We start from the raw sequence: 17,919 nt of genomic DNA on the forward strand, positions 1-17,919 counted from the left end.
CATATTTTTATTAACTGTGATTGTGCGATTTACCGTGTTCTGTGGCGTCGTTTGAGTTTCGAAAGAAGCGAGAAGTTACAGCCTTTAAAAATCGCCTAACGGTTTTCTTTGACTTTTTGGGGTCAATCTTTATTAAGCGGCTGTTTGGGTTTTATACAAGGAGAATAAATGAAAATAATGATTTTGGGTAGCGGTGCTCGTGAATATTCTATCGCTTTAGCGCTAAAGCGTGTGGATGAAAATTTAGAATTTTACTTTGCCCCTGGTAATGGTGCTACCGAAAGTCTTGGAACCAATCTCAATTTTAAAGATCCTGTAGTTTTAGCCACTTATGCAAAAGAAAAAGAATTTGATCTATGCATAGTGGGTAGTGAAAGTTTTTTAGCTGAAGGCGTTGTAGATATTTTTAAACAACACAATATTCCTATTTTTGGACCTACAAAAGCTGCAGCTATGCTTGAAACTTCTAAATCTTTCATGAAAAGCTTTTTAAAAAAATATCGTATTAAAACAGCAAAATTTTTAAACACAAATGATATAGAAAAAGCAAAAAACTTTATATTAAGCTTAACTCCTCCTATAGTCGTTAAAGCTGATGGGCTTTGTGCTGGCAAAGGAGTAATTATCGCAAAAACTCACGAAGAAGCCATAGAAGAGGCTTCTAAAATGCTAAGTGGAGAAAGCTTTGGAGAAGCGGGTAAACTTATCGTTGTGGAAGAATTTTTAGATGGCTTTGAGCTTAGTATTTTTGCGGTATGTGATGGCAATGACTTTGTGCTTTTACCTGCTGCACAAGATCATAAAAAACTTTTAGATGGGGATAAAGGACCAAATACGGGTGGTATGGGAGCTTATGCTCCGAGTTCTTTAGCTAATGAAAGCTTGCTTAGAAAAATACAAAAAGATATCATTATCCCAACTCTTGCAGGTATGAAAAAAGAAGGCAGTGAATTTTGCGGGGTATTGTTTATAGGTATTATGGTTGTAGGCAATAAGCCTTATGTCTTGGAATTTAATGTGCGCTTTGGTGATCCTGAATGTGAAGTTTTAATGCCTTTGATTGAAAATCCTTTAGAACTTATTTTAGCCACTACACAAAAGCGTTTAAGACACACCAAGATAAAAATTAAAAAAGATTATGCAGTGGGCGTAGTATGCGCGAGTGAAAACTATCCTTACAAAAGCTCTCCAAAAAGTGAAATTTCTATAACAAATATTCCTGAAAATACACATATTTCTTATGCTGGAGTAAGTTTAGAAGATGGTAAACTTATGGCAGATGGTGGGCGTGTATTGGTTTGCGTTGGTACAGGCTCAAGCATAGAAGAGGCACAGAAAAAAGCTTACGAGCTTTGTGAAAATGTTCATTTTAAAGGCAAGCAATTTAGAAAAGATATCGCTCATCAGGTTATTCAATGAAAGAAGATTTGCTTACGCGTCTTGAGCGAGAAAATCTTACCATTGCTAGTTTCAATAAAAGGATATTGGCATATTTTATCGATAATCTTGTACTTTCGCTGATTGTATTTGTTATTTTTTATGATAAATTACTTAATGCTAAGGATTTATTTGATACAGCTCAAATTTTGGGCGATTTTTACTTAGGATTTTTATTGCTTCATATTACTTACCAAACAATTTTTACTTATTTATATGGGGCAAGTTTAGGAAAAATGGTATGTAAAATCATTATTTTAGATGAAGACTTATTAGACAAACCCAATTTAAACCAAAGCTGCATACGCTCAATCGTTAGGCAAATAAGCGATATGGCATTTATGTTGGGCTTTGCTTGGGCTTTAAGCAATGATTTACGCAAAACTTGGGAAGATTATCTAGCAAGGACAATAGTAGTTAATGTGGCGTAAAATTTTATTTTTAAGCGCTAGTCTTACTTTACTCAATGCCACTCAAGTTGATATCTATGCACTTGATGCTAAAAAACAAGGGGATATACTCACTGCAAACGATGATGTGATTATTTTTTCAGATTTTTATTTTATCACTGCCAATAAGGCTATTTACAATGAAAAAACCGGAGATTTAGAGCTTTTTGGTGATGTGAATATATTAAGAGGACAAAATGAACGCTCTCATTCAAACTATGCTAAAATCAATTTAAATTCAAATGAAGCTAATTTTAATAATTTTTTCTTTTCTAATAATAATTTAGAAGTATGGTTTCAAAGCAAGACTAGCTATTTAGATGAGAATGTTTTCAAAAGCGAAATTTCAGCTGTTTCAAGTTGTAATGTCGAAGATCCTGATTGGGAAATTCGCTTTTCTAAAGGATGGCTCAATAGGGAAAATAATTTTGTTCATTTATATAATGCAAAATTATATGTTAAAGATTTTCCTATATTTTATTTACCCTATTTTGGTTTTAGTGCAGATACCCACCGCCAAAGCGGACTTTTAATCCCAAAAATAGTCTTAAAAAACAGCGAAGGTTTGTATTATGAACAGCCTATTTATATCGCACCTTATGAAAATTGGGATCTAGAATTAAATCCTCAAATTAGAACCGATCGTGGTTTTGGGCTTTACTCAACCTTAAGATTTATCGACTCTCCTTATTCTATAGGAGAGGTAAATTTAGGAGCTTTTAGAGAAAATTCATCCTATTATCATGATGAAAATTTAAAAAACCAAAGTCATTACGGCGCAGAATTAAAATATGCTAGAAATGATTTAATTAAAACCCTGTTGGGCGATAATTTTCAAGAAGGCTTATGGATAGATGCTACCTATCTTAATGATATAGATTATCTTAATCTTGGCAGCAGGGATTATCGTGATTTAAATTCATTAGTTACTTCAAAAATCAATTATTTTCTAGCGGATGAAAATAATTATTATGGAGCTTATGCAAAGTATTATATCGATACTTCTGCATTAAATAACGATAATACCTTACAAGAATATCCAAGCTTTCAATATCATCGTTTTTTGAATAATTTTTTTGATGAACGCTTGCGTTATTCTTTTGATGCATCTTTTCATAATTTTTATCGCCCTGTAGGCCCTTATGCAAATCAATTGAATTTAAATTTGCCTATTTCTTATCATAATGCTTTTTTTGATGACTTCTTGCATTTTACTTTTACCGAACGCTTTTATGCTTCATTTTTAAACTATAGTCATTATCCTCAAAAAGATCATGAGCATTATTTTAGAAATACGCACGATTTTAATCTTTATACTGATTTATCTAAAGCATATGATAATTTTTTTCATACTCTTAATTTTGGGTTAAAATATGTTCTTCCAGGAGCCAAATCAGGAAGTATTTCAGAAGATTATCTTGAAGAAATTGACAAAGAAGAGGAACATCTTGGCTTTTATACTACTCAATACTTTTACAATAATGAAGGTCAAAAAAAAATCAAACATAGAATTAATATTGATTATTTAAACAAGCAAGGTGAGTTTGATGAGATAAGCAATTTATTAAGCTATTATTATAATAACAATATCAGTTTTAATAGTGAGATTATTTACTCTGATCTTCAAGATCGTTTTACAAATATCATCAGTCAAATGGAGATCAATCCTAACCCTAAATTCAATTGGAGTTTTTCGCATGCTTATCAAAACGATGAGTATGGAAAATATAGTTTTATAGGCACGCGCGCAAATTACCTTGCAAATGCAAATTATCATTTGTTTGGAGGAATTTGGTTTGATACCCAAAGAGCGCATGCTAATATGTGGGAGTTTGGATATACTTTTCAACGCAAATGTTGGAATTATTCTTTAATGTATAGAGAAAGAATTGATCCGCAACTTACAAGTGCGGGAATTACTGCTAAAAATCAAAGCGGTATTTATTTTATTTTTAACTTCTATCCTTTAGGTGGAGTTAAATACGATTTTTCTTTAGCAGAAACGGAGAGTAAAATTTAAAATTAAGGAATGAGATTTGCTAAATATTTTTAAAAGTTTGACAAATTTATTATATGGAAAAAAAGGACAAATGATGCAATACAGTATAGAAATCAATGGTAATTTAGAAGTATTCGATATAGAAAAAGTAGCTAAACAAGCTGCAGGTGCTGTGCTTATGCAACAAGGAAAAAGTGTCGTTTTAGCCGCGGTTGCAAGAGAGGAAAAGCCTGTTGAAGAAGAATTTTTGCCTCTAACTGTTCAGTATATAGAAAAAGCCTATGCAGCAGGAAAAATCCCAGGCGGCTATGTTAAAAGAGAAACCAAACCAAGCGATGCAGAAACTTTAACTGCACGCATTATAGACAGAAGTTTGCGTCCGCTTTTTCCAAAAGGATATGCCTACCCGACACAAATTGTCGTAATGGTTCTTTCTGCTGATCCTCAAGTAGATCTTCAAGTTATGAGTCTAAATGCAGCAAGCGTAGCACTTTATCTTAGTGATATTCCTATGAAAGCTCCTGTTTGTGGAGTTCGCATAGGTCGCATAGAAGAAAAATTTGTCCTAAATCCAAACAATGAAGAACTTAAAAATAGCACCCTTGATCTTTATGTAGCAGGGGTTAAAGATGAGCTTTTAATGATAGAAATGCGTGCTTTACCTAATCAAAAAGAAGATGAAATCTTTATCGAAGCTCCTTATGCAGATGTTTTAACCCAAACAACTTCACAAAGCATGAATGAACTTAGCGAAGATGAAATTTTAGAAGCGCTAAGTCTAGCCCAAAAAGCTATATTAAATGGCTCTAATGCTTATGAAGAAGCTTTTTTGAAACATAAAAAATCAAGCGATTTAAATTTCAAAGATGAAATAGAAAATTTCGAACTTCTCGCCTTTATAGAAAATAATTTTCACGATCAAATCGTACAGGCTATCAATCAAATGGCAAAAAGTGAAAGAGCGAGTGAGTTAAATAAAATTGCTGAAAAAATATTAAATTTTGAAAGCGCGACAAAATGGGATGAAGAAAGTATTTTAAATGCCCTAGCAAAAGTCAAACATAAAATCGTTCGTAGCCAAATTTTAAATACAAAAAAAAGAGCAGATGGTAGAAATTTAAATGAAGTGCGTCCTATTGCCATAGAAACAAATATTTTACCTAATGCACATGGCTCTTGCCTTTTTACACGCGGACAAACTCAAGCTTTGGTTGTGGCGACTTTAGGTAGTGAAAATGATGCGCAAATGGTTGATGTGTTAACCGAAAAAAATCCTATCAATGAACGCTTTATGGTTAATTATAATTTTCCAGGTTTTTCAGTAGGCGAGGCAAGCCCTATCAAAGCACCTGGAAGAAGAGAGTTAGGACATGGAAACTTAGCCAAAAGAGCCCTTTATCCAAGCATAGATGAAAATTATCCTTATGTTATCCGTTTGGTAAGTGAAATTTTAGAAAGCAATGGCTCTAGTTCTATGGCAACGGTTTGTGGAGGGTCTTTAGCCTTAAGAGCAGCGGGAGTACCTAGCTTAAAACTTGTAGCAGGAGTAGCTATGGGGCTTATTTTTGAAGGCGATCAATATGCTATTTTAACTGATATCATGGGCTTAGAAGATCATGATGGGGATATGGATTTTAAAGTAGCAGGTAGCAAAGACGGTATCACAGCCTTACAAATGGATATCAAATTGGGCGGTATTGATCAAAAAATACTCAAAGAAGCCTTGTATCAAGCTAAAGAAGGTAGAATTCATATCTTAAATATCATGGAAGAAGCACTTAAGGAAATTGTTGTTAATGAAGAGGTATTGCCAAAACTCGAGCTTTTCAATGTTGATCCTTCAAAAATAGTCGATATCATAGGTCAAGCTGGAAAAACTATCAAAGAAATTATTGAAAAATTTGGTGTTTCTATAGACTTAGATCGTGAAAAGGGTGAAGTAAAAATTGCGGGCAATGAAAACGAACAAATTAAAGCCGCAAAAGATTATATTATCAATATCACAAGTTCTCAAAAAAATAATAAAAAAGGCTTTAAAGAAAAAGATCTATCAAACTTTGAAATCGGCGAAGAATTTGAAGGAAAAGTCAAAAAAATCACGAATTTTGGAGCCTTTATAGAACTTAAAAATGGAATTGATGGCTTGCTTCATAATTCTAAAAGTAAAAATCTCAATTTAAGTGAAAATCAAATTTTAAAAGTAAAAGTAAGTGAGATTAAAAATGGCAAAATCTCTGTGGATTTATGCGAGTGAGTGAGTTTTTAACTCATCCTTTTAAACCCTTTTTTGATAAGGATTCTAAAATTTTAATTTTAGGATCTTTTCCCTCGGTAAAATCAAGAGAAGATGGATTTTACTACCAGCACCCAAGAAATCGTTTTTGGCCTATACTAGAAACACTTTTTGATACAAGATTAGAAAATATAACAAAACAACAAGCGTTTTTAAAAGAAAAAAATATCGCCATTTGGGATGTGCTTCAAAGCTGTAAGATTAAAAATTCAGATGATAAAACCATAAGTTACGCAAAGGCTAATGATTTAAATTTAATCCTTTCTCAAGCACAAATCCAAGCTATTTTTACCACAGGGAAAAGTGCTTATCGATTTTTTACTAAATTTCATCCTCATTTAAAAGCCATAGCCCTACCCTCAAGCTCTCCTGTAAATTTAAATTTTTCTTTTGAACAACTTTTGCAAAGCTATAAAATAATCAAAAATTTTATAAAATAATTTTTGATTACGTATGTAAAAAATACCCAAAAGCATATATAAAAATAAAATTATTTCACAAAAAAGTAATACATATAAAAACACACCTTCGCATATAAAAAACATAAATCCAAAAAAGGCAAATAAAAATAAAGCTAAAGTTCCTAAAAACAATTTAGAAAGATCTTTAGCACAAAAAATCATATAATTTATAAAAAAATCAAACATTTTAAGATTTATGACATCCTTTTAGCAAATTTTAATCAGCTTTTGTGATAGTGAGTCATTTTTTATTTATATAAATTTAAACTATAGATGAATTTATATTTTAATACTGATATTAAATTATAATCTTGTTTTTATAAATTTAATATTAATTATCAAAATAATTTTTATAAAAAATGAGCTTTTCTAATAAGCTTGTATTAATGTTTTCTATTTAAAATTATTAAAAAATATATAAAGGAGTTTTAAATGCCTTTTGTAAATATACGCATTACCAAAGAAAACGGTGAACCTACAAGCGAACAAAAACAAGAGCTTATCGCAGGAGTTACAGATTTACTCGCTAAAGTTTTAAACAAAAACAAAGCCTCAACCGTAGTAATCATTGATGAAATCGATACAGACAATTACGGCTTAGGTGGAAAAAGTATCACTCAAGTAAGAAAAGAAAAAAGCTAGTTTATATCTAGCTTTTGAGTATTGTCCTTAAATTCAAACTCTACCTTTTTTGCTCCAAAACCTTTGGCTATAGCTTCTAAAGTATCTCTAGCACTTTTGTGAATTTTACTTTCTAAATTTCTAATAAGATTTAATGACAATTCTTTAACCTCTTCTTTGGCTTCTCTTATAAGTTTATTTTTGTCATTTTCACTAAAGCTAAGTCCTGTGCTATTAATAGAATCAGGCAGTAAAAAAGGCAAAAATTTAGCATTTTTTTCATCATAAAATTTCATATCTATAATGCTGTGCTTGTATTTGCATTCAGGCATAATAATCTTATAATGATCATTATCTAAAACTATGATTTCAAAATTTTTATCTCTTAAATCATATAAAAATGTGATCTCAAATTCAAAAATCAAAGCAATCTGTCTTTCGCTTAAAGACCAACCCAAAATACTTTTCCAAATTCCGTTAAAAGCACTATCTTTTTTAGTAACAATTTCTTTACTAAAGACTTGAAAAACACTAAGCTCTCCTATGGATTTAAGTTGGGTAATATCATTGCTAATATGAATGTCCTTCTCTTCTATTTTAGAGCTATTTTTAAACTGCTTTATAATGACAAATACAAGCAAAATAACAATCAAACTAAGTAAAATGAGTTCCATAAAATCACCTTTCTAAAGAATTATAAACCTTGATTAGAAAAAATATAATTTCTTTCAAATATCAAAAAAATTATAGCATTTAAAATAAAAATACAGCAAATAAAAGCAAAAACAAGTTCTACACTAAAATGCGCTGTTATCAATCCTCCTCCAAAAGCACCGCAAAAATTTCCTAAAAACTGACAAGTTTGATTAAAGCCAAATACAAGGCTTAAATTTTTAGCACTAACACCTTTTTTAAGCAAAGCATTCACGCAAGGCAAAAGTCCTCCAAGACCTATTCCTATAAGCAATCTTACGAAAATAAGTGCATAAACATTGGTAGCCAAGGATTGTAAATAAAAACAAATTCCACAAAATATCAAAGCGCTAAAAATAACCTTGCTAGGGCCGATTTTATCTGCTATTTTTCCAAGTTTTGGCGCAAAGAAAAGGTTGCTAATCCCACTTGCAGCTACAACTATACCTGCCCAAAGAGCCAAATTTTCACCTTGATAAATTTGTTCTACATAAAGACTTAAAATAGGCATAACCCCAAAAGTTCCAAACTGAATGATAAAAGTTGTGATAAAAATAATAACAATAAGTTTTTTATTTTCTTTAAATTCTTGAGTATTTTTTTTTGCTTCTTTTTGAATTTTTCTCTCATGAATAAAAAGAAAAATTGTCACAAAAGAACAAGCAAGCAAAAAGGCTACCAAATCAAAAACTACACTAATGCTAAAAATTCCTGCCGCAACTCCACCAAATAAAGGACCTAACAAACTCCCACTGATAGATGCAGTAGAAAGTGTCCCCAAAGCATAAGCTACTTTTTCTTTGGGTGCTATTACAGCGATAAAAACAACAGCTGCTGCGGTAAATCCTGATACAATACCCGTTAAACCTCGTATCAAAACCACTTCCATAGCATCATGAGCAAAACTAAGCCACAGCGTTAAAGCTGACATTCCTAAACTTGCTCGAAGTAGCATATTTTTATAGCCGTATTTTGCACCCAAATATGCCCACAAAGGTGAAAAAATAGCCATTCCAAGTGGTGTGATTCCAAAAGCTAATCCTGAGTAAAATGCGATTTCGCTAGTATCTGTATGTCCTAATTCTTTGATATATAAAGGCAAGATTGGAGCAATTTGACTAAGTCCCATACTTGTAGTAAAGACGCCAAACCAACATACCCATAAAGTCCTATTGAAATTTTCCATAAAATTATTGTATGATATTTTTTATAATTTTCAATTAAATTTCAAGGATGAAAATGAAAAAGATAGTTTTTGTATGTCTTGGAAATATTTGTCGTTCCCCCATGGCTGAATTTGTTATGAAAGATCTTGTTAAAAAAGCAAATTTAGAAAAAGAATTTTTTATAACCAGTGCTGGAACCTCAGGAGAACACGATGGAGAAAATATGCACTATGGCACTCAAAATAAACTTAAAAGCTTAAATATAAAATATCAAAATTTTACAAGCAAAAAACTCACTCAAGCACTTTGTGATGAAAGTGATTTTTTAATCACCATGGATAATTCTAATTTTAAGAATGTTCAAAAAAATTATAAAAATACTCAAAATAAACTTTTAAAAATCACTGATTTTGCTTCTCATTTAGGATATGATGAAGTCCCTGATCCATGGTATAGTGGGAATTTTGATGAAACCTATCAAATCATTTCTTTAGCGTGTAAAAATCTTTTAAGCCATCTACAAAAATAAATCATTTATCTTTACAATATTTAAATATATATCTTTCTAACATAGAGGAATTTCCAGAAATTCCTCCTTGGTGGATATAAAGCAAGGGATTTTTCCATTCTCTTTTTAAGGCTATGCTCAATCCTAGCATGTCATAAAGCAAGTCAAATTCTATTTGACATTCTTGTTTTAAATCTTTATAAAGCTGATAAAATTCTAGATAAAGTTTAGCAAAATGATATTTTTTATCACTTTTTAGAATTTCTAAATTCGAAAAATCATAATTTTTAATAAGATTTAAAATTTGAGTTTTAAGGTAGCACTCATCTCCAACACAAGCACAAGTAAAAACTTTAAATTTGGAATTTTTAGCTAAAAATGCAGCCGAAGTTCCTGTGCCAGAGGGTAGAAAAATATCAAAATCTAAACCTAAATTTTTACTTTGACTTTCTATTTCCTTGGCTAGTTGAATATAACCTGATTCGGCATTTAAATTAGCAACTCCTTGCTCTATAAAAACATCATCTTTTTCACACAAAGAAAGTGCAAATGTTTTTAAGTCTTTATCGCTATGATTTTCAATAAAATAAACATTATTTTCCAAGGCTAATTTATAATTACCGCAAGGATTATTTCTTAGATAAGTAGGAATCTTTTCGCAAGCATAAATAAGAGTTAAATTTCTTTTACTTGCAAATATGCTAAGTGCTACTAAAGCATTACTTTGAATGCCACCATAACTTATAAAGCGTTGGCTCTGATTATAATTTTGAGAAAGGTAAAAAGCAAGTTTTCTAGCTTTATTTCCATTGATCTCTCCTAGCAAATCATCACGCTTGATATAAAATTCAAATCCTTGAAATTGAATTTTTTCTATAGGAGAAATTAGCATTTAAAATTCTTAGTGAAACTCAAAAAACTTTTCAACATCTTTTAAAGCATTATCATTTTTAATACTGAATTTAATCTCTATGCGGCGGCTTTTATCTTTATCCTCTACTCCATTTACAAGAACAGGATCAGAAAACGATCTGCCACTTGCCATCAAAAGTTTTTGCAATCTTATATCCTTATAAAAAGTATAGATAAAATTCATCACTTCATAAGCACGCTTTTGGGATAAATCAAGATTATAAATATAAGATCCATCGCTATCCGTATGCCCTTCAATGATAATATTTTCAATATTAGACAAAATCTTTGGATCATTGATAATAGCATTAAAATACTCACTTAAAATTTTTCTCAAACTCGCCTTAGCTTCATTTTTAAGCGTATAAGAATCCTTATCAAACAATACCTCAGAAGGTAAAGAAATAGAACCTGTTTTTTGATCTATGGTGATATTGCTATCGAGTTTAGCTTGTAGCTCTTTACTTAGATTCTCGCGAATCAAACTTAAATTTTGAACCTTTTCTTTTGCTTTATCAAAGCTTTCTTGCAAATTTCTAATTTCTTCATCTTTCTTTTCTAGCTGACCTAGCAAAATCAAAATTTGCTTATCTTTATTATCTATAGATGAATTAAGCTCTTTGCTTAATTGCTCATAATTAGTGATATTTGCTTCAAGTTCTGCTTTTTGAGAATTTATAAGATTTAAAGCACTTGAAGCATTGTTTAAATCAGAGCTTAATTTAAAAACAATAGCTTCTTTATTTCTAAGCTCTTCCTTGCTTTCTTCTAAGCGTGCTTCTTGTTTGTTAAGATTATCTTTAATTTCTCTTAGATCGCTTTGAGTTAAAACGTATTTAACTACAATAGCACCTATTAACAGGATAAAAACAAAAAGTAGCCCTGCCATCAAGTCAGCATAGGCTATCCAAAAATTACCTTCTTCTTGCTCATTTTTCATTTATCTTCTTTTTCTTCTTTATTAAAATTTTTATTAGAATCTAAAGTGTCGCTATCATTTTGATTTTCTTTGGTTTGCTCTGTATTTTCAGTTATCTTTTCGCTTGAAAGAATTTCATTTTCTATATTATCTTGCTCTTCTTGAGCAGGATTAGGAAATTTACCTATTTTAGCCATCACTTCATTTGTTTCTTCATTTAAATTCTTAATTTCTTGCTTTAATTTATCCATCATTTTGATTTTCGCATCGATACTTTTTTCTTCTTCATAAACTTCTTTAAATTTATGCATACCCTCAAAAAGACTTGCTTTAAAACCTTCAAAAACTTTTTCTTGACTTTCTAAAATGGCTTTTTCATATAATTCAAAATTTTTACCAAAACGATCTACTTTTTCATCAAAAGCAAGCAAGGTTTTATCAAAATGCTGAATTTTTTCACTACTGATATCAAGAAGGCGGTTATATTGTTCAGACATTCGCATATTGATTTCTTTTAAATTTTGATTAAGCATTCCTATACCATTTAGCATTTCGCCATACATTTTTCCAAGATCTCTTTGATCTCTTTGTGCTCTACTTAACTCACCCATAGTTTGCTTAATATGCTCCCCACTCAATCTTATAGCTTTTTCTTCTACATTGAGCATATCTTGAAAAATTCCAAATTTTCTATCTATAGTATGATCAAGCTCTGCAAAAAAATCTTGATTGCTTACTTGTTTAAAAATGGCACTGATTTTTTCAAAATGTTGCAAGCTTTCACTCAAATATCTTTGATCAAGCTCTTCTTTTGTCCAAAAAAATCCACTTGTAGAATTTTTTTGACGATTTAACAAACGCTCGATCTTACTCTTTCCAAATTTTTCAAAAAACATCCACCAAAGAGCTAGAAAAATACCATAAATTGAAACATAAAAAGCAGTTCCTACACCACTTAGCAAAAGAGCGATCTCTTGCTCTAAGGCTGCTGTATCGCTAGAGCTAAAATTAGGCATAGACAAGGCTATACTGATAAAAGTTCCTAAAATTCCCATCATAGGAAAAATAGCTGCACCAATACTAGCAAAGTTTTCATTCCTTGCACCCCTAACATAAGCATAAGCAAAATCATCAAAATTTGCATTAGATTTTGTATCCTTACCTATAGTAAGAAAATGCTTCATAATATGTCTTTTTAAGGCTTGTTTAAATTCATCTTTTTGTTGTTCAAAAATGCTGTATGCGTATTCAGAACTATGCCTTGCAAACACAAGGGCTGTGAAAAAAATAAAGCCTATCATAACAACAGTGTGCAATTCGACTTTAAAATTTATAATATCATAATAACCCAATAAAATAAAAACATAAAGTAAAGCGGGTATAAAAATAATTTTTAAATAAACCAAATATCCTTTTTTCTCTTTACTTTCTGGTAGAATGAGTTCTGAAATTTCATCCGATCTTATATCCATAACACTAATACCCCATTAGCTAAATTCTATTTTAAAGATTGTTATCAAGCAATTTAAAAAATCTTTAAAATAAAATTTGGAAGATTTAAGCCAAAGGCTTAATTTCTTCCTATACAATTTAAATCTTCAAAAGCAAGTTCTAAACGCTTTATCATACTTTCCTCACCGCTTCTTAGCCAAACACGCGGATCGTAGTATTTTTTATTAGGCTTATCTTCACCTTCTGGATTGCCAATTTGGCCTTGCAAATATTCACGGTTTTTTGCTTCATATTCGCGAACTCCGTCCCAAAATGCCCATTGAGTATCTGTATCGATATTCATTTTTACTACACCATAACTCACCGCATCTTTGATATCTTTTAATTCGCTTCCACTTCCACCATGGAAAACAAAATTGATCGGCTTATCAACTTCTAGGCCAAATTTTTCTTTTACAAATTTTTGTGAATTTTTAAGAATTTCAGGTTGTAAACTTACATTTCCTGGTTTATAAACTCCATGTACATTTCCAAAGCTGGCTGCTATTGAAAATTTATCGCTGATTTTCCCAAGTCTTTCATATGCAAGTGCTACATCTTCAGGCTGGGTATAAAGCTTAGAATTATCAATACCTGTATTATCCACTCCATCTTCTTCTCCCCCAGTGCAACCAAGTTCAAGTTCGAGTGAAATTCCCAAAGAATCAAGTTTTTTAAGATATGTTTCGCAAGTGCTTAGATTATCTTCTAAATCCTCTTCGCTAAGGTCAAGCATATGAGAGCTAAATAAAGCCTGTCCGTGAGTTTTTTTGTACTCAGCATTTGCTTCTATAAGTCCATCTATCCAAGGTAAAAGCTTTCTAGCAGCGTGATCTGTATGTAAAATCACTGGGATACCATAAGCCTTAGCAAGCAAATGCACATGCTTAGCCCCGCTAATCGCTCCTAATACATCACCTTGTGGACAATTTTTTCCTGCATAAAATTTCGCTCCTCCATTAGAAAATTGGATGATAACAGGAGAATTTACTTTTTTAGCAGCTTCTAAAACAGCATTGATCGAATCAGTTCCCACTACATTAACGGCAGGGATAGCAAAACCCTGTGCTTTAGCGTATTCATAAACTTTATTAAGCTCATCTCCGCTAACAACCCCTGCTTTTACGATGTCTAACAAGCCCATTATTTGTATTCCACTTTAGCATTGTTTAACAAATCTTGACCTTTTTGATTGATCACTTTTTTAAATTCTTCAAATTTCAAACCATTTTCAATGCCTTTTTTAACATCATCAAATTTGATTTGTTCTTTTGCACGAGAATTTTCTTTTAAGATTACATGATAGCCAAAATTTGTTTTTACAGGAGTGGTTGTAATGGTGCCATTTTTAAGTGCAAATGCTGCGTCAGTGAATGGTTTTACCATTGTTGATTGATCAAACCAACCTAATTCTCCACCTTGATTTTTTGAACCTGGATCGATTGATTTTTCTTGAGCAAGCTGGCTAAATTTATCATCTAAAGCTTTACCTTTTAAACCTTTGAGTTCTTTAATGATATCTTTAGCTTCTTGTTCGCTAGATACTAAAATGTGCTTAGCTTGAACTGCAGCAGGTTTGATATATTTTTCTTTATTTTGTTCGTAAAATGCTTTAACTTTAGAAGAATCAACTTTAATAGAATTAAGAATTTTTTCTTGATAAACATTAACAAGTATGCTATCTTTTGCGCGTTCTAATTCTTTTTTATAAAGAGGATCTTTTTCTAAATTTTGTTTTTTAGCATCTTGTAGTATCAAATCTTGCATGATGTATTGTTGCAAAAGAGCCTTTTTTTGATGATCAGGCAAGCTTTTAAAATCCTCTCCTCTAAGCATCGGTGCAAAAAATTCACTCACTTCAGTATCGCTTATATTTTTACCATTTACAGTAGCTATAGTAGCTGCATTTAAATTTAAAGTTACACCTGCAATTAAAGCTGCGGCAATTAAAGAAACTTTTCTCATTTTAGACTTCCTTTTTTAATAAAATAGATTAAAATCAATTATATCTCAACTTGGTTTAAAGCTAATTAATTAAAATAAAAAAATGAAAAGAAATTCAGAAATCAAAGAACTTTTTTTAAAACATTTTGATAAGCCTACTACAGAATTAAAGTTTTCAAATCTCTATGAACTTTTAGTCTGTGTGATGCTTTCTGCACAATGCACCGATAAAAGGGTTAATCTTATCACCCCTGAGCTTTTTAAAGCTTATCCTGATATCACAAGTCTTGCAAATGCAAATTTATCAAGCCTTAAAACCTATATACAAAGTTGTTCTTTTTATAATAACAAAGCCCAAAATCTCATCAAAATGGCTCAATCAGTCCGTGAAAATTTCAACGCCGAAATTCCACTGGATGAAGAAAAATTAAAATCCTTAGCAGGAGTAGGACAAAAAACAGCCCATGTGGTTTTGATCGAATGGTGTGGTGCAAACTGCATGGCAGTAGATACTCATGTTTTTCGTGTTTCTCATCGCTTAGGACTTAGCAAGGCTAAGACTCCTGAAGCGACTGAAGAGGATTTAACACGCATATTTAAAGACAATCTTAACTATCTTCATCAAGCCATGGTGCTTTTTGGACGCTATACCTGCAAGGCTAAAAAACCTCTATGTAAAGAATGTTTTTTAAACCATCTTTGCAAAAGTAAAGACAAGGAACTTGAATGAAACTTATCATCTTTTTATTAGCATTCACACTTCATGTTTTTGCTTTAGAAGCTTATAAGCCCGATAAAGATTTTGCGCCTTATTTTAATCCTTTAAATTGCTCTGTTGTTTTGGATAAATTTTTTTATACCAATTGTTATGATTATAAACTCAAAGGCACTAAAGCCGTAGCCTATAAAGTCGAAGCGTCCAATCTAAAAGAAAAACAGATCAAAAAACGAGCTCGCTTTGAAGATGACACAAATATCCCTAAAAAATACCGCAGTACTTGGAGTGATTATAAAAATAGTGGTTATACCCGAGGACATATAGCCTCAAATGCTTCTTTTCGCTTTAGTAAAGCAGCACAAACATCGGTTTTTTTGATGAGTAATATCACTCCACAAAATGCACAAGTTAATGCAACGGTTTGGAATGAAATCGAACAAAGAGAAAGAAGTCTTGCTTTTAAATTCCAAAGCGTTGAAGTGCTAAATCTAATACTTTATGGTAAAAATCCTAAATTTATTAAAAATGGCATTGCTATACCGAGTTCTTATGTTAAGATTATCAAAACTTCTCGGTTTGAAGAATGTTATGAAGTACCCAATAACAATATCCAGAGCGAAGAAATCAATGATTATAAAATTTCTTGCAATAAATTCTAAAGGCTATGAATGGAAATCAGTGCTTTAACCATAACCATACTTTACATTATAGGAATTTCAGCAGAGGGTATGACAGGTGCCTTGGCTGCAGGCAGACATAAAATGGATCTTTTTGGAGTAATTTTCATAGCCTTAGTAACTGCCATAGGAGGTGGAAGCATACGCGATGTGCTTTTAGGTCATTATCCACTTACTTGGGTTAAACATCCTGAATATATTGTTTTAATTTGCCTTTGTGCTCTTGTTGCCACTAAAATTCCACGCATTGTTAGCAGATTAGAAAGTTTATTTTTAACGCTTGATGCCATAGGACTTGTAGTCTTTAGCATACTTGGCGCACAAATTGCAATAGAACAAAACCATGGCTTTATCATCGCAATCTCTGCAGCAGTGATTACAGGTGTTTTTGGTGGAATTTTAAGAGATATTTTATGCATGAGAATTCCTTTAGTTTTCCAAAAAGAAATTTATGCAGGAATCGCAATCATAGCAGGGGCGATTTATTATACTTTAATGGTTTATCTTCAACTGCATGCTTTAATTTGCACGCTTGTAACGCTATTTGTAGGAGTTACAGCTAGGCTTTTAGCGATCAAATACCAATGGTCCTTACCCATTTTTTCTTATAATGAGGAAAAATAATGAATTGTATTTATAAAAATTTGCTAAGATAAAAAGAAGCGTGATAAAAGTTTAATTATGCTTTTTAAGGAAAATACTATGAATAAAGCAATACTACTTACCCTTATTTGTTTATTTTTTACAGCTTGTGAACAAACCAAAAGTGTAGAATACTACAAAGCTCATCCCGAAGAAGCCAAAAAAAGAAGTGATGAATGTCGTTTGAAATCTATCATCAGTCAAGATTGTGTAAATGCTCATAGCGTTGCTATCCCAAAAGAAGATTGGGATGAAGGCCATGATACACAAACAAGATAATTTTTATTTAAAGGCTATAAAGGTTTCAAAATTAACCCACTTAAAAACACTTTCTATTTTTTCAAATCCTGCATTCTTAAGCATATCTAAATTTTCTTTTTCACTATAAGGGATAAGAACATTTTCCAAAGCCTCCCTTTTGGCTGCAATTTCGATTTTAGAATAACCTTGTCTTTCTTTATAATCTGCATAAAGTTCTATCATATTTTTAGACAAAAAAGCATCTTCATAAAGAATTTTTTCACTCATGATAAAAATACCACCTTTGTTTAAATTCTTATAAATTTCATTAACAAGTTCTTGTCTTTTAGGCGGACGGATGAATTGCAAAGTATAATTAGCTACAAATACATCACTTTGAAAAAAAACAAAATCACACAAATTCGCTTCAAAAAATTCTATATTTAAGCCATAAGCTTGTGCTTTTGATTTGGCGATTTCAAGCATAGAAGGTGCATTATCCGCACCAAAAAGCTTAAGATCTTTTCTTAAGCTGGCTAAAAAAATTAAAAAATTCGCACTAGAACAACCCAAATCACAAACCTTTGCTCCCTCTTTAGTCAATTTTTTTATCAAATTTGCACAAAGTTCTAAATTTTCCCTATAAAAAGGCACAGAGCGATTAATCATATCATCAAAAACACTTGCGACACTCTTATCAAATTCAAATTGTTTGGTTAGCTTTTCTTTAAAAAGTTCATCTTTCATTT

At 31.4% G+C, this 17,919-nt stretch carries 19 protein-coding genes; 11 read left to right on the forward strand and 8 right to left on the reverse strand.

Annotated elements, in window-relative coordinates; translation table 11 throughout:
• Positions 1-168: 168 nt before the first annotated feature.
• The 6 genes from purD (at position 169) to KAR67_RS07815 (ending at position 7,281) form a co-directional block, all read left to right on the forward strand.
• Positions 169-1,419, forward strand: a complete 1,251-nt coding sequence (gene purD / locus KAR67_RS07790; protein WP_002777514.1) for a phosphoribosylamine--glycine ligase — start codon at positions 169-171, stop codon at positions 1,417-1,419.
• Entirely contained in the window at positions 1,416-1,868 is a 453-nt protein-coding gene (locus tag KAR67_RS07795; protein WP_002777521.1) for an RDD family protein, read from the forward strand. The genes purD and KAR67_RS07795 overlap by 4 nt, the downstream gene beginning before the upstream one ends.
• Positions 1,858-3,906 carry an LPS-assembly protein LptD gene (locus tag KAR67_RS07800; protein WP_002792270.1) on the forward strand — a complete coding sequence of 683 codons (2,049 nt, stop codon included), beginning with the start codon at positions 1,858-1,860 and terminating at the stop codon, positions 3,904-3,906. Before KAR67_RS07795 ends, KAR67_RS07800 begins: the two co-directional genes overlap by 11 nt.
• Positions 3,907-3,979: 73 nt before the next feature.
• On the forward strand, positions 3,980-6,139 hold the full coding sequence (locus tag KAR67_RS07805; protein WP_002838536.1) for a polyribonucleotide nucleotidyltransferase: 2,160 nt from the start codon (positions 3,980-3,982) through the stop codon (positions 6,137-6,139).
• A complete protein-coding gene (locus tag KAR67_RS07810; RefSeq protein ID WP_162284663.1) occupies positions 6,136-6,618 on the forward strand; it encodes a DNA-deoxyinosine glycosylase in 483 nt (160 codons plus the stop codon). Before KAR67_RS07805 ends, KAR67_RS07810 begins: the two co-directional genes overlap by 4 nt.
• A 453-nt stretch (positions 6,619-7,071) precedes the next feature.
• Positions 7,072-7,281, forward strand: coding sequence for a 4-oxalocrotonate tautomerase family protein (locus KAR67_RS07815; protein WP_002777534.1), 210 nt, complete (start codon positions 7,072-7,074; stop codon positions 7,279-7,281).
• On the opposite strand, the gene KAR67_RS07820 is transcribed toward KAR67_RS07815, so the two are convergent.
• Positions 7,278-7,934 carry a DUF4230 domain-containing protein gene (locus KAR67_RS07820; protein WP_002777536.1) on the reverse strand — a complete coding sequence of 219 codons (657 nt, stop codon included), beginning with the start codon at positions 7,932-7,934 and terminating at the stop codon, positions 7,278-7,280. The genes KAR67_RS07815 and KAR67_RS07820 overlap by 4 nt on opposite strands.
• Before the next feature lie 20 nt (positions 7,935-7,954).
• Positions 7,955-9,139 carry an MFS transporter gene (locus tag KAR67_RS07825; protein ID WP_021033678.1) on the reverse strand — a complete coding sequence of 395 codons (1,185 nt, stop codon included), beginning with the start codon at positions 9,137-9,139 and terminating at the stop codon, positions 7,955-7,957.
• 53 nt (positions 9,140-9,192) lie between these two features.
• On the opposite strand from KAR67_RS07825, the gene KAR67_RS07830 reads away from it, so the two are divergent.
• Positions 9,193-9,648: a low molecular weight protein-tyrosine-phosphatase gene (locus KAR67_RS07830; RefSeq protein ID WP_002777540.1), complete on the forward strand. Its 456-nt coding sequence runs from the start codon at positions 9,193-9,195 to the stop codon at positions 9,646-9,648.
• 1 nt (position 9,649) lies between these two features.
• Here the strand turns inward: KAR67_RS07830 and KAR67_RS07835 are convergent, their stop codons facing one another.
• The 5 genes from KAR67_RS07835 to KAR67_RS07855 all read right to left on the reverse strand — a co-directional run bounded on the left by KAR67_RS07835 (position 9,650) and on the right by KAR67_RS07855 (position 14,914).
• Entirely contained in the window at positions 9,650-10,519 is an 870-nt protein-coding gene (locus KAR67_RS07835) for a 1-aminocyclopropane-1-carboxylate deaminase/D-cysteine desulfhydrase (protein WP_002780176.1), read from the reverse strand.
• A 9-nt stretch (positions 10,520-10,528) separates the two neighbouring features.
• Positions 10,529-11,479, reverse strand: a complete 951-nt coding sequence (locus KAR67_RS07840) for an OmpA family protein (protein ID WP_002789860.1) — start codon at positions 11,477-11,479, stop codon at positions 10,529-10,531.
• Complete coding sequence (locus KAR67_RS07845; RefSeq protein WP_002842549.1) at positions 11,476-12,930, reverse strand: MotA/TolQ/ExbB proton channel family protein; 1,455 nt, start codon at positions 12,928-12,930, stop codon at positions 11,476-11,478. The genes KAR67_RS07840 and KAR67_RS07845 overlap by 4 nt, the downstream gene beginning before the upstream one ends.
• 98 nt (positions 12,931-13,028) lie before the next feature.
• Positions 13,029-14,093: a class II fructose-bisphosphate aldolase gene (fbaA, locus tag KAR67_RS07850; protein WP_002777549.1), complete on the reverse strand. Its 1,065-nt coding sequence runs from the start codon at positions 14,091-14,093 to the stop codon at positions 13,029-13,031.
• Complete coding sequence (locus KAR67_RS07855; RefSeq protein WP_002777551.1) at positions 14,093-14,914, reverse strand: peptidylprolyl isomerase; 822 nt, start codon at positions 14,912-14,914, stop codon at positions 14,093-14,095. Before KAR67_RS07855 ends, fbaA begins: the two co-directional genes overlap by 1 nt.
• Positions 14,915-14,996: 82 nt before the next feature.
• Between KAR67_RS07855 and nth the strand changes: the two genes are divergently transcribed.
• The 4 genes from nth (at position 14,997) to KAR67_RS07875 (ending at position 17,209) form a co-directional block, all read left to right on the forward strand.
• Positions 14,997-15,623, forward strand: coding sequence for an endonuclease III (gene nth / locus KAR67_RS07860; protein WP_002777553.1), 627 nt, complete (start codon positions 14,997-14,999; stop codon positions 15,621-15,623).
• Positions 15,620-16,270 (forward strand): DNA/RNA non-specific endonuclease, encoded by a 651-nt coding sequence (locus KAR67_RS07865; RefSeq protein WP_002780169.1) that lies wholly within the window; start codon positions 15,620-15,622, stop codon positions 16,268-16,270. The genes nth and KAR67_RS07865 overlap by 4 nt, the downstream gene beginning before the upstream one ends.
• Positions 16,271-16,279: 9 nt before the next feature.
• Positions 16,280-16,912 carry a trimeric intracellular cation channel family protein gene (locus KAR67_RS07870; protein ID WP_002780167.1) on the forward strand — a complete coding sequence of 211 codons (633 nt, stop codon included), beginning with the start codon at positions 16,280-16,282 and terminating at the stop codon, positions 16,910-16,912.
• Positions 16,913-16,990: 78 nt separating this feature from the next.
• Positions 16,991-17,209 (forward strand): EexN family lipoprotein, encoded by a 219-nt coding sequence (locus KAR67_RS07875; protein ID WP_002780165.1) that lies wholly within the window; start codon positions 16,991-16,993, stop codon positions 17,207-17,209.
• A gap of 3 nt (positions 17,210-17,212) precedes the next feature.
• Here KAR67_RS07875 and cmoA read toward each other — a convergent pair whose 3' ends face one another.
• The gene (gene cmoA / locus KAR67_RS07880; RefSeq protein ID WP_002780163.1) at positions 17,213-17,917 is read right to left on the reverse strand and encodes a carboxy-S-adenosyl-L-methionine synthase CmoA; all 705 of its coding nucleotides are present in this window, start codon (positions 17,915-17,917) and stop codon (positions 17,213-17,215) included.
• Positions 17,918-17,919 lie beyond the last annotated feature (2 nt).

Origin of the sequence: Campylobacter sp. JH32, assembly GCF_017846535.1 — a bacterium.
Classification (GTDB): Bacteria; Campylobacterota; Campylobacteria; order Campylobacterales; family Campylobacteraceae; genus Campylobacter_D; species Campylobacter_D coli.

Bases quoted from the DNA above. Each gene is read 5' to 3' on its own strand.
- KAR67_RS07825 (WP_021033678.1), bottom strand. From the start codon at position 9,139: ATGGAAAATTTCAATAGGACTTTATGGGTATGTTGGTTTGGCGTCTTT.
- fbaA (WP_002777549.1), bottom strand. From the start codon at position 14,093: ATGGGCTTGTTAGACATCGTAAAAGCAGGGGTTGTTAGCGGAGATGAG.
- nth (WP_002777553.1), top strand. From the start codon at position 14,997: ATGAAAAGAAATTCAGAAATCAAAGAACTTTTTTTAAAACATTTTGAT.
- KAR67_RS07815 (WP_002777534.1), top strand. From the start codon at position 7,072: ATGCCTTTTGTAAATATACGCATTACCAAAGAAAACGGTGAACCTACA.
- KAR67_RS07835 (WP_002780176.1), bottom strand. From the start codon at position 10,519: ATGCTAATTTCTCCTATAGAAAAAATTCAATTTCAAGGATTTGAATTT.
- KAR67_RS07840 (WP_002789860.1), bottom strand. From the start codon at position 11,479: ATGAAAAATGAGCAAGAAGAAGGTAATTTTTGGATAGCCTATGCTGAC.
- KAR67_RS07820 (WP_002777536.1), bottom strand. From the start codon at position 7,934: ATGGAACTCATTTTACTTAGTTTGATTGTTATTTTGCTTGTATTTGTC.
- purD (WP_002777514.1), top strand. From the start codon at position 169: ATGAAAATAATGATTTTGGGTAGCGGTGCTCGTGAATATTCTATCGCT.
- KAR67_RS07865 (WP_002780169.1), top strand. From the start codon at position 15,620: ATGAAACTTATCATCTTTTTATTAGCATTCACACTTCATGTTTTTGCT.
- KAR67_RS07855 (WP_002777551.1), bottom strand. From the start codon at position 14,914: ATGAGAAAAGTTTCTTTAATTGCCGCAGCTTTAATTGCAGGTGTAACT.
- KAR67_RS07795 (WP_002777521.1), top strand. From the start codon at position 1,416: ATGAAAGAAGATTTGCTTACGCGTCTTGAGCGAGAAAATCTTACCATT.
- KAR67_RS07875 (WP_002780165.1), top strand. From the start codon at position 16,991: ATGAATAAAGCAATACTACTTACCCTTATTTGTTTATTTTTTACAGCT.
- KAR67_RS07800 (WP_002792270.1), top strand. From the start codon at position 1,858: ATGTGGCGTAAAATTTTATTTTTAAGCGCTAGTCTTACTTTACTCAAT.
- KAR67_RS07870 (WP_002780167.1), top strand. From the start codon at position 16,280: ATGGAAATCAGTGCTTTAACCATAACCATACTTTACATTATAGGAATT.
- KAR67_RS07805 (WP_002838536.1), top strand. From the start codon at position 3,980: ATGCAATACAGTATAGAAATCAATGGTAATTTAGAAGTATTCGATATA.
- KAR67_RS07830 (WP_002777540.1), top strand. From the start codon at position 9,193: ATGAAAAAGATAGTTTTTGTATGTCTTGGAAATATTTGTCGTTCCCCC.
- KAR67_RS07845 (WP_002842549.1), bottom strand. From the start codon at position 12,930: ATGGATATAAGATCGGATGAAATTTCAGAACTCATTCTACCAGAAAGT.
- cmoA (WP_002780163.1), bottom strand. From the start codon at position 17,917: ATGAAAGATGAACTTTTTAAAGAAAAGCTAACCAAACAATTTGAATTT.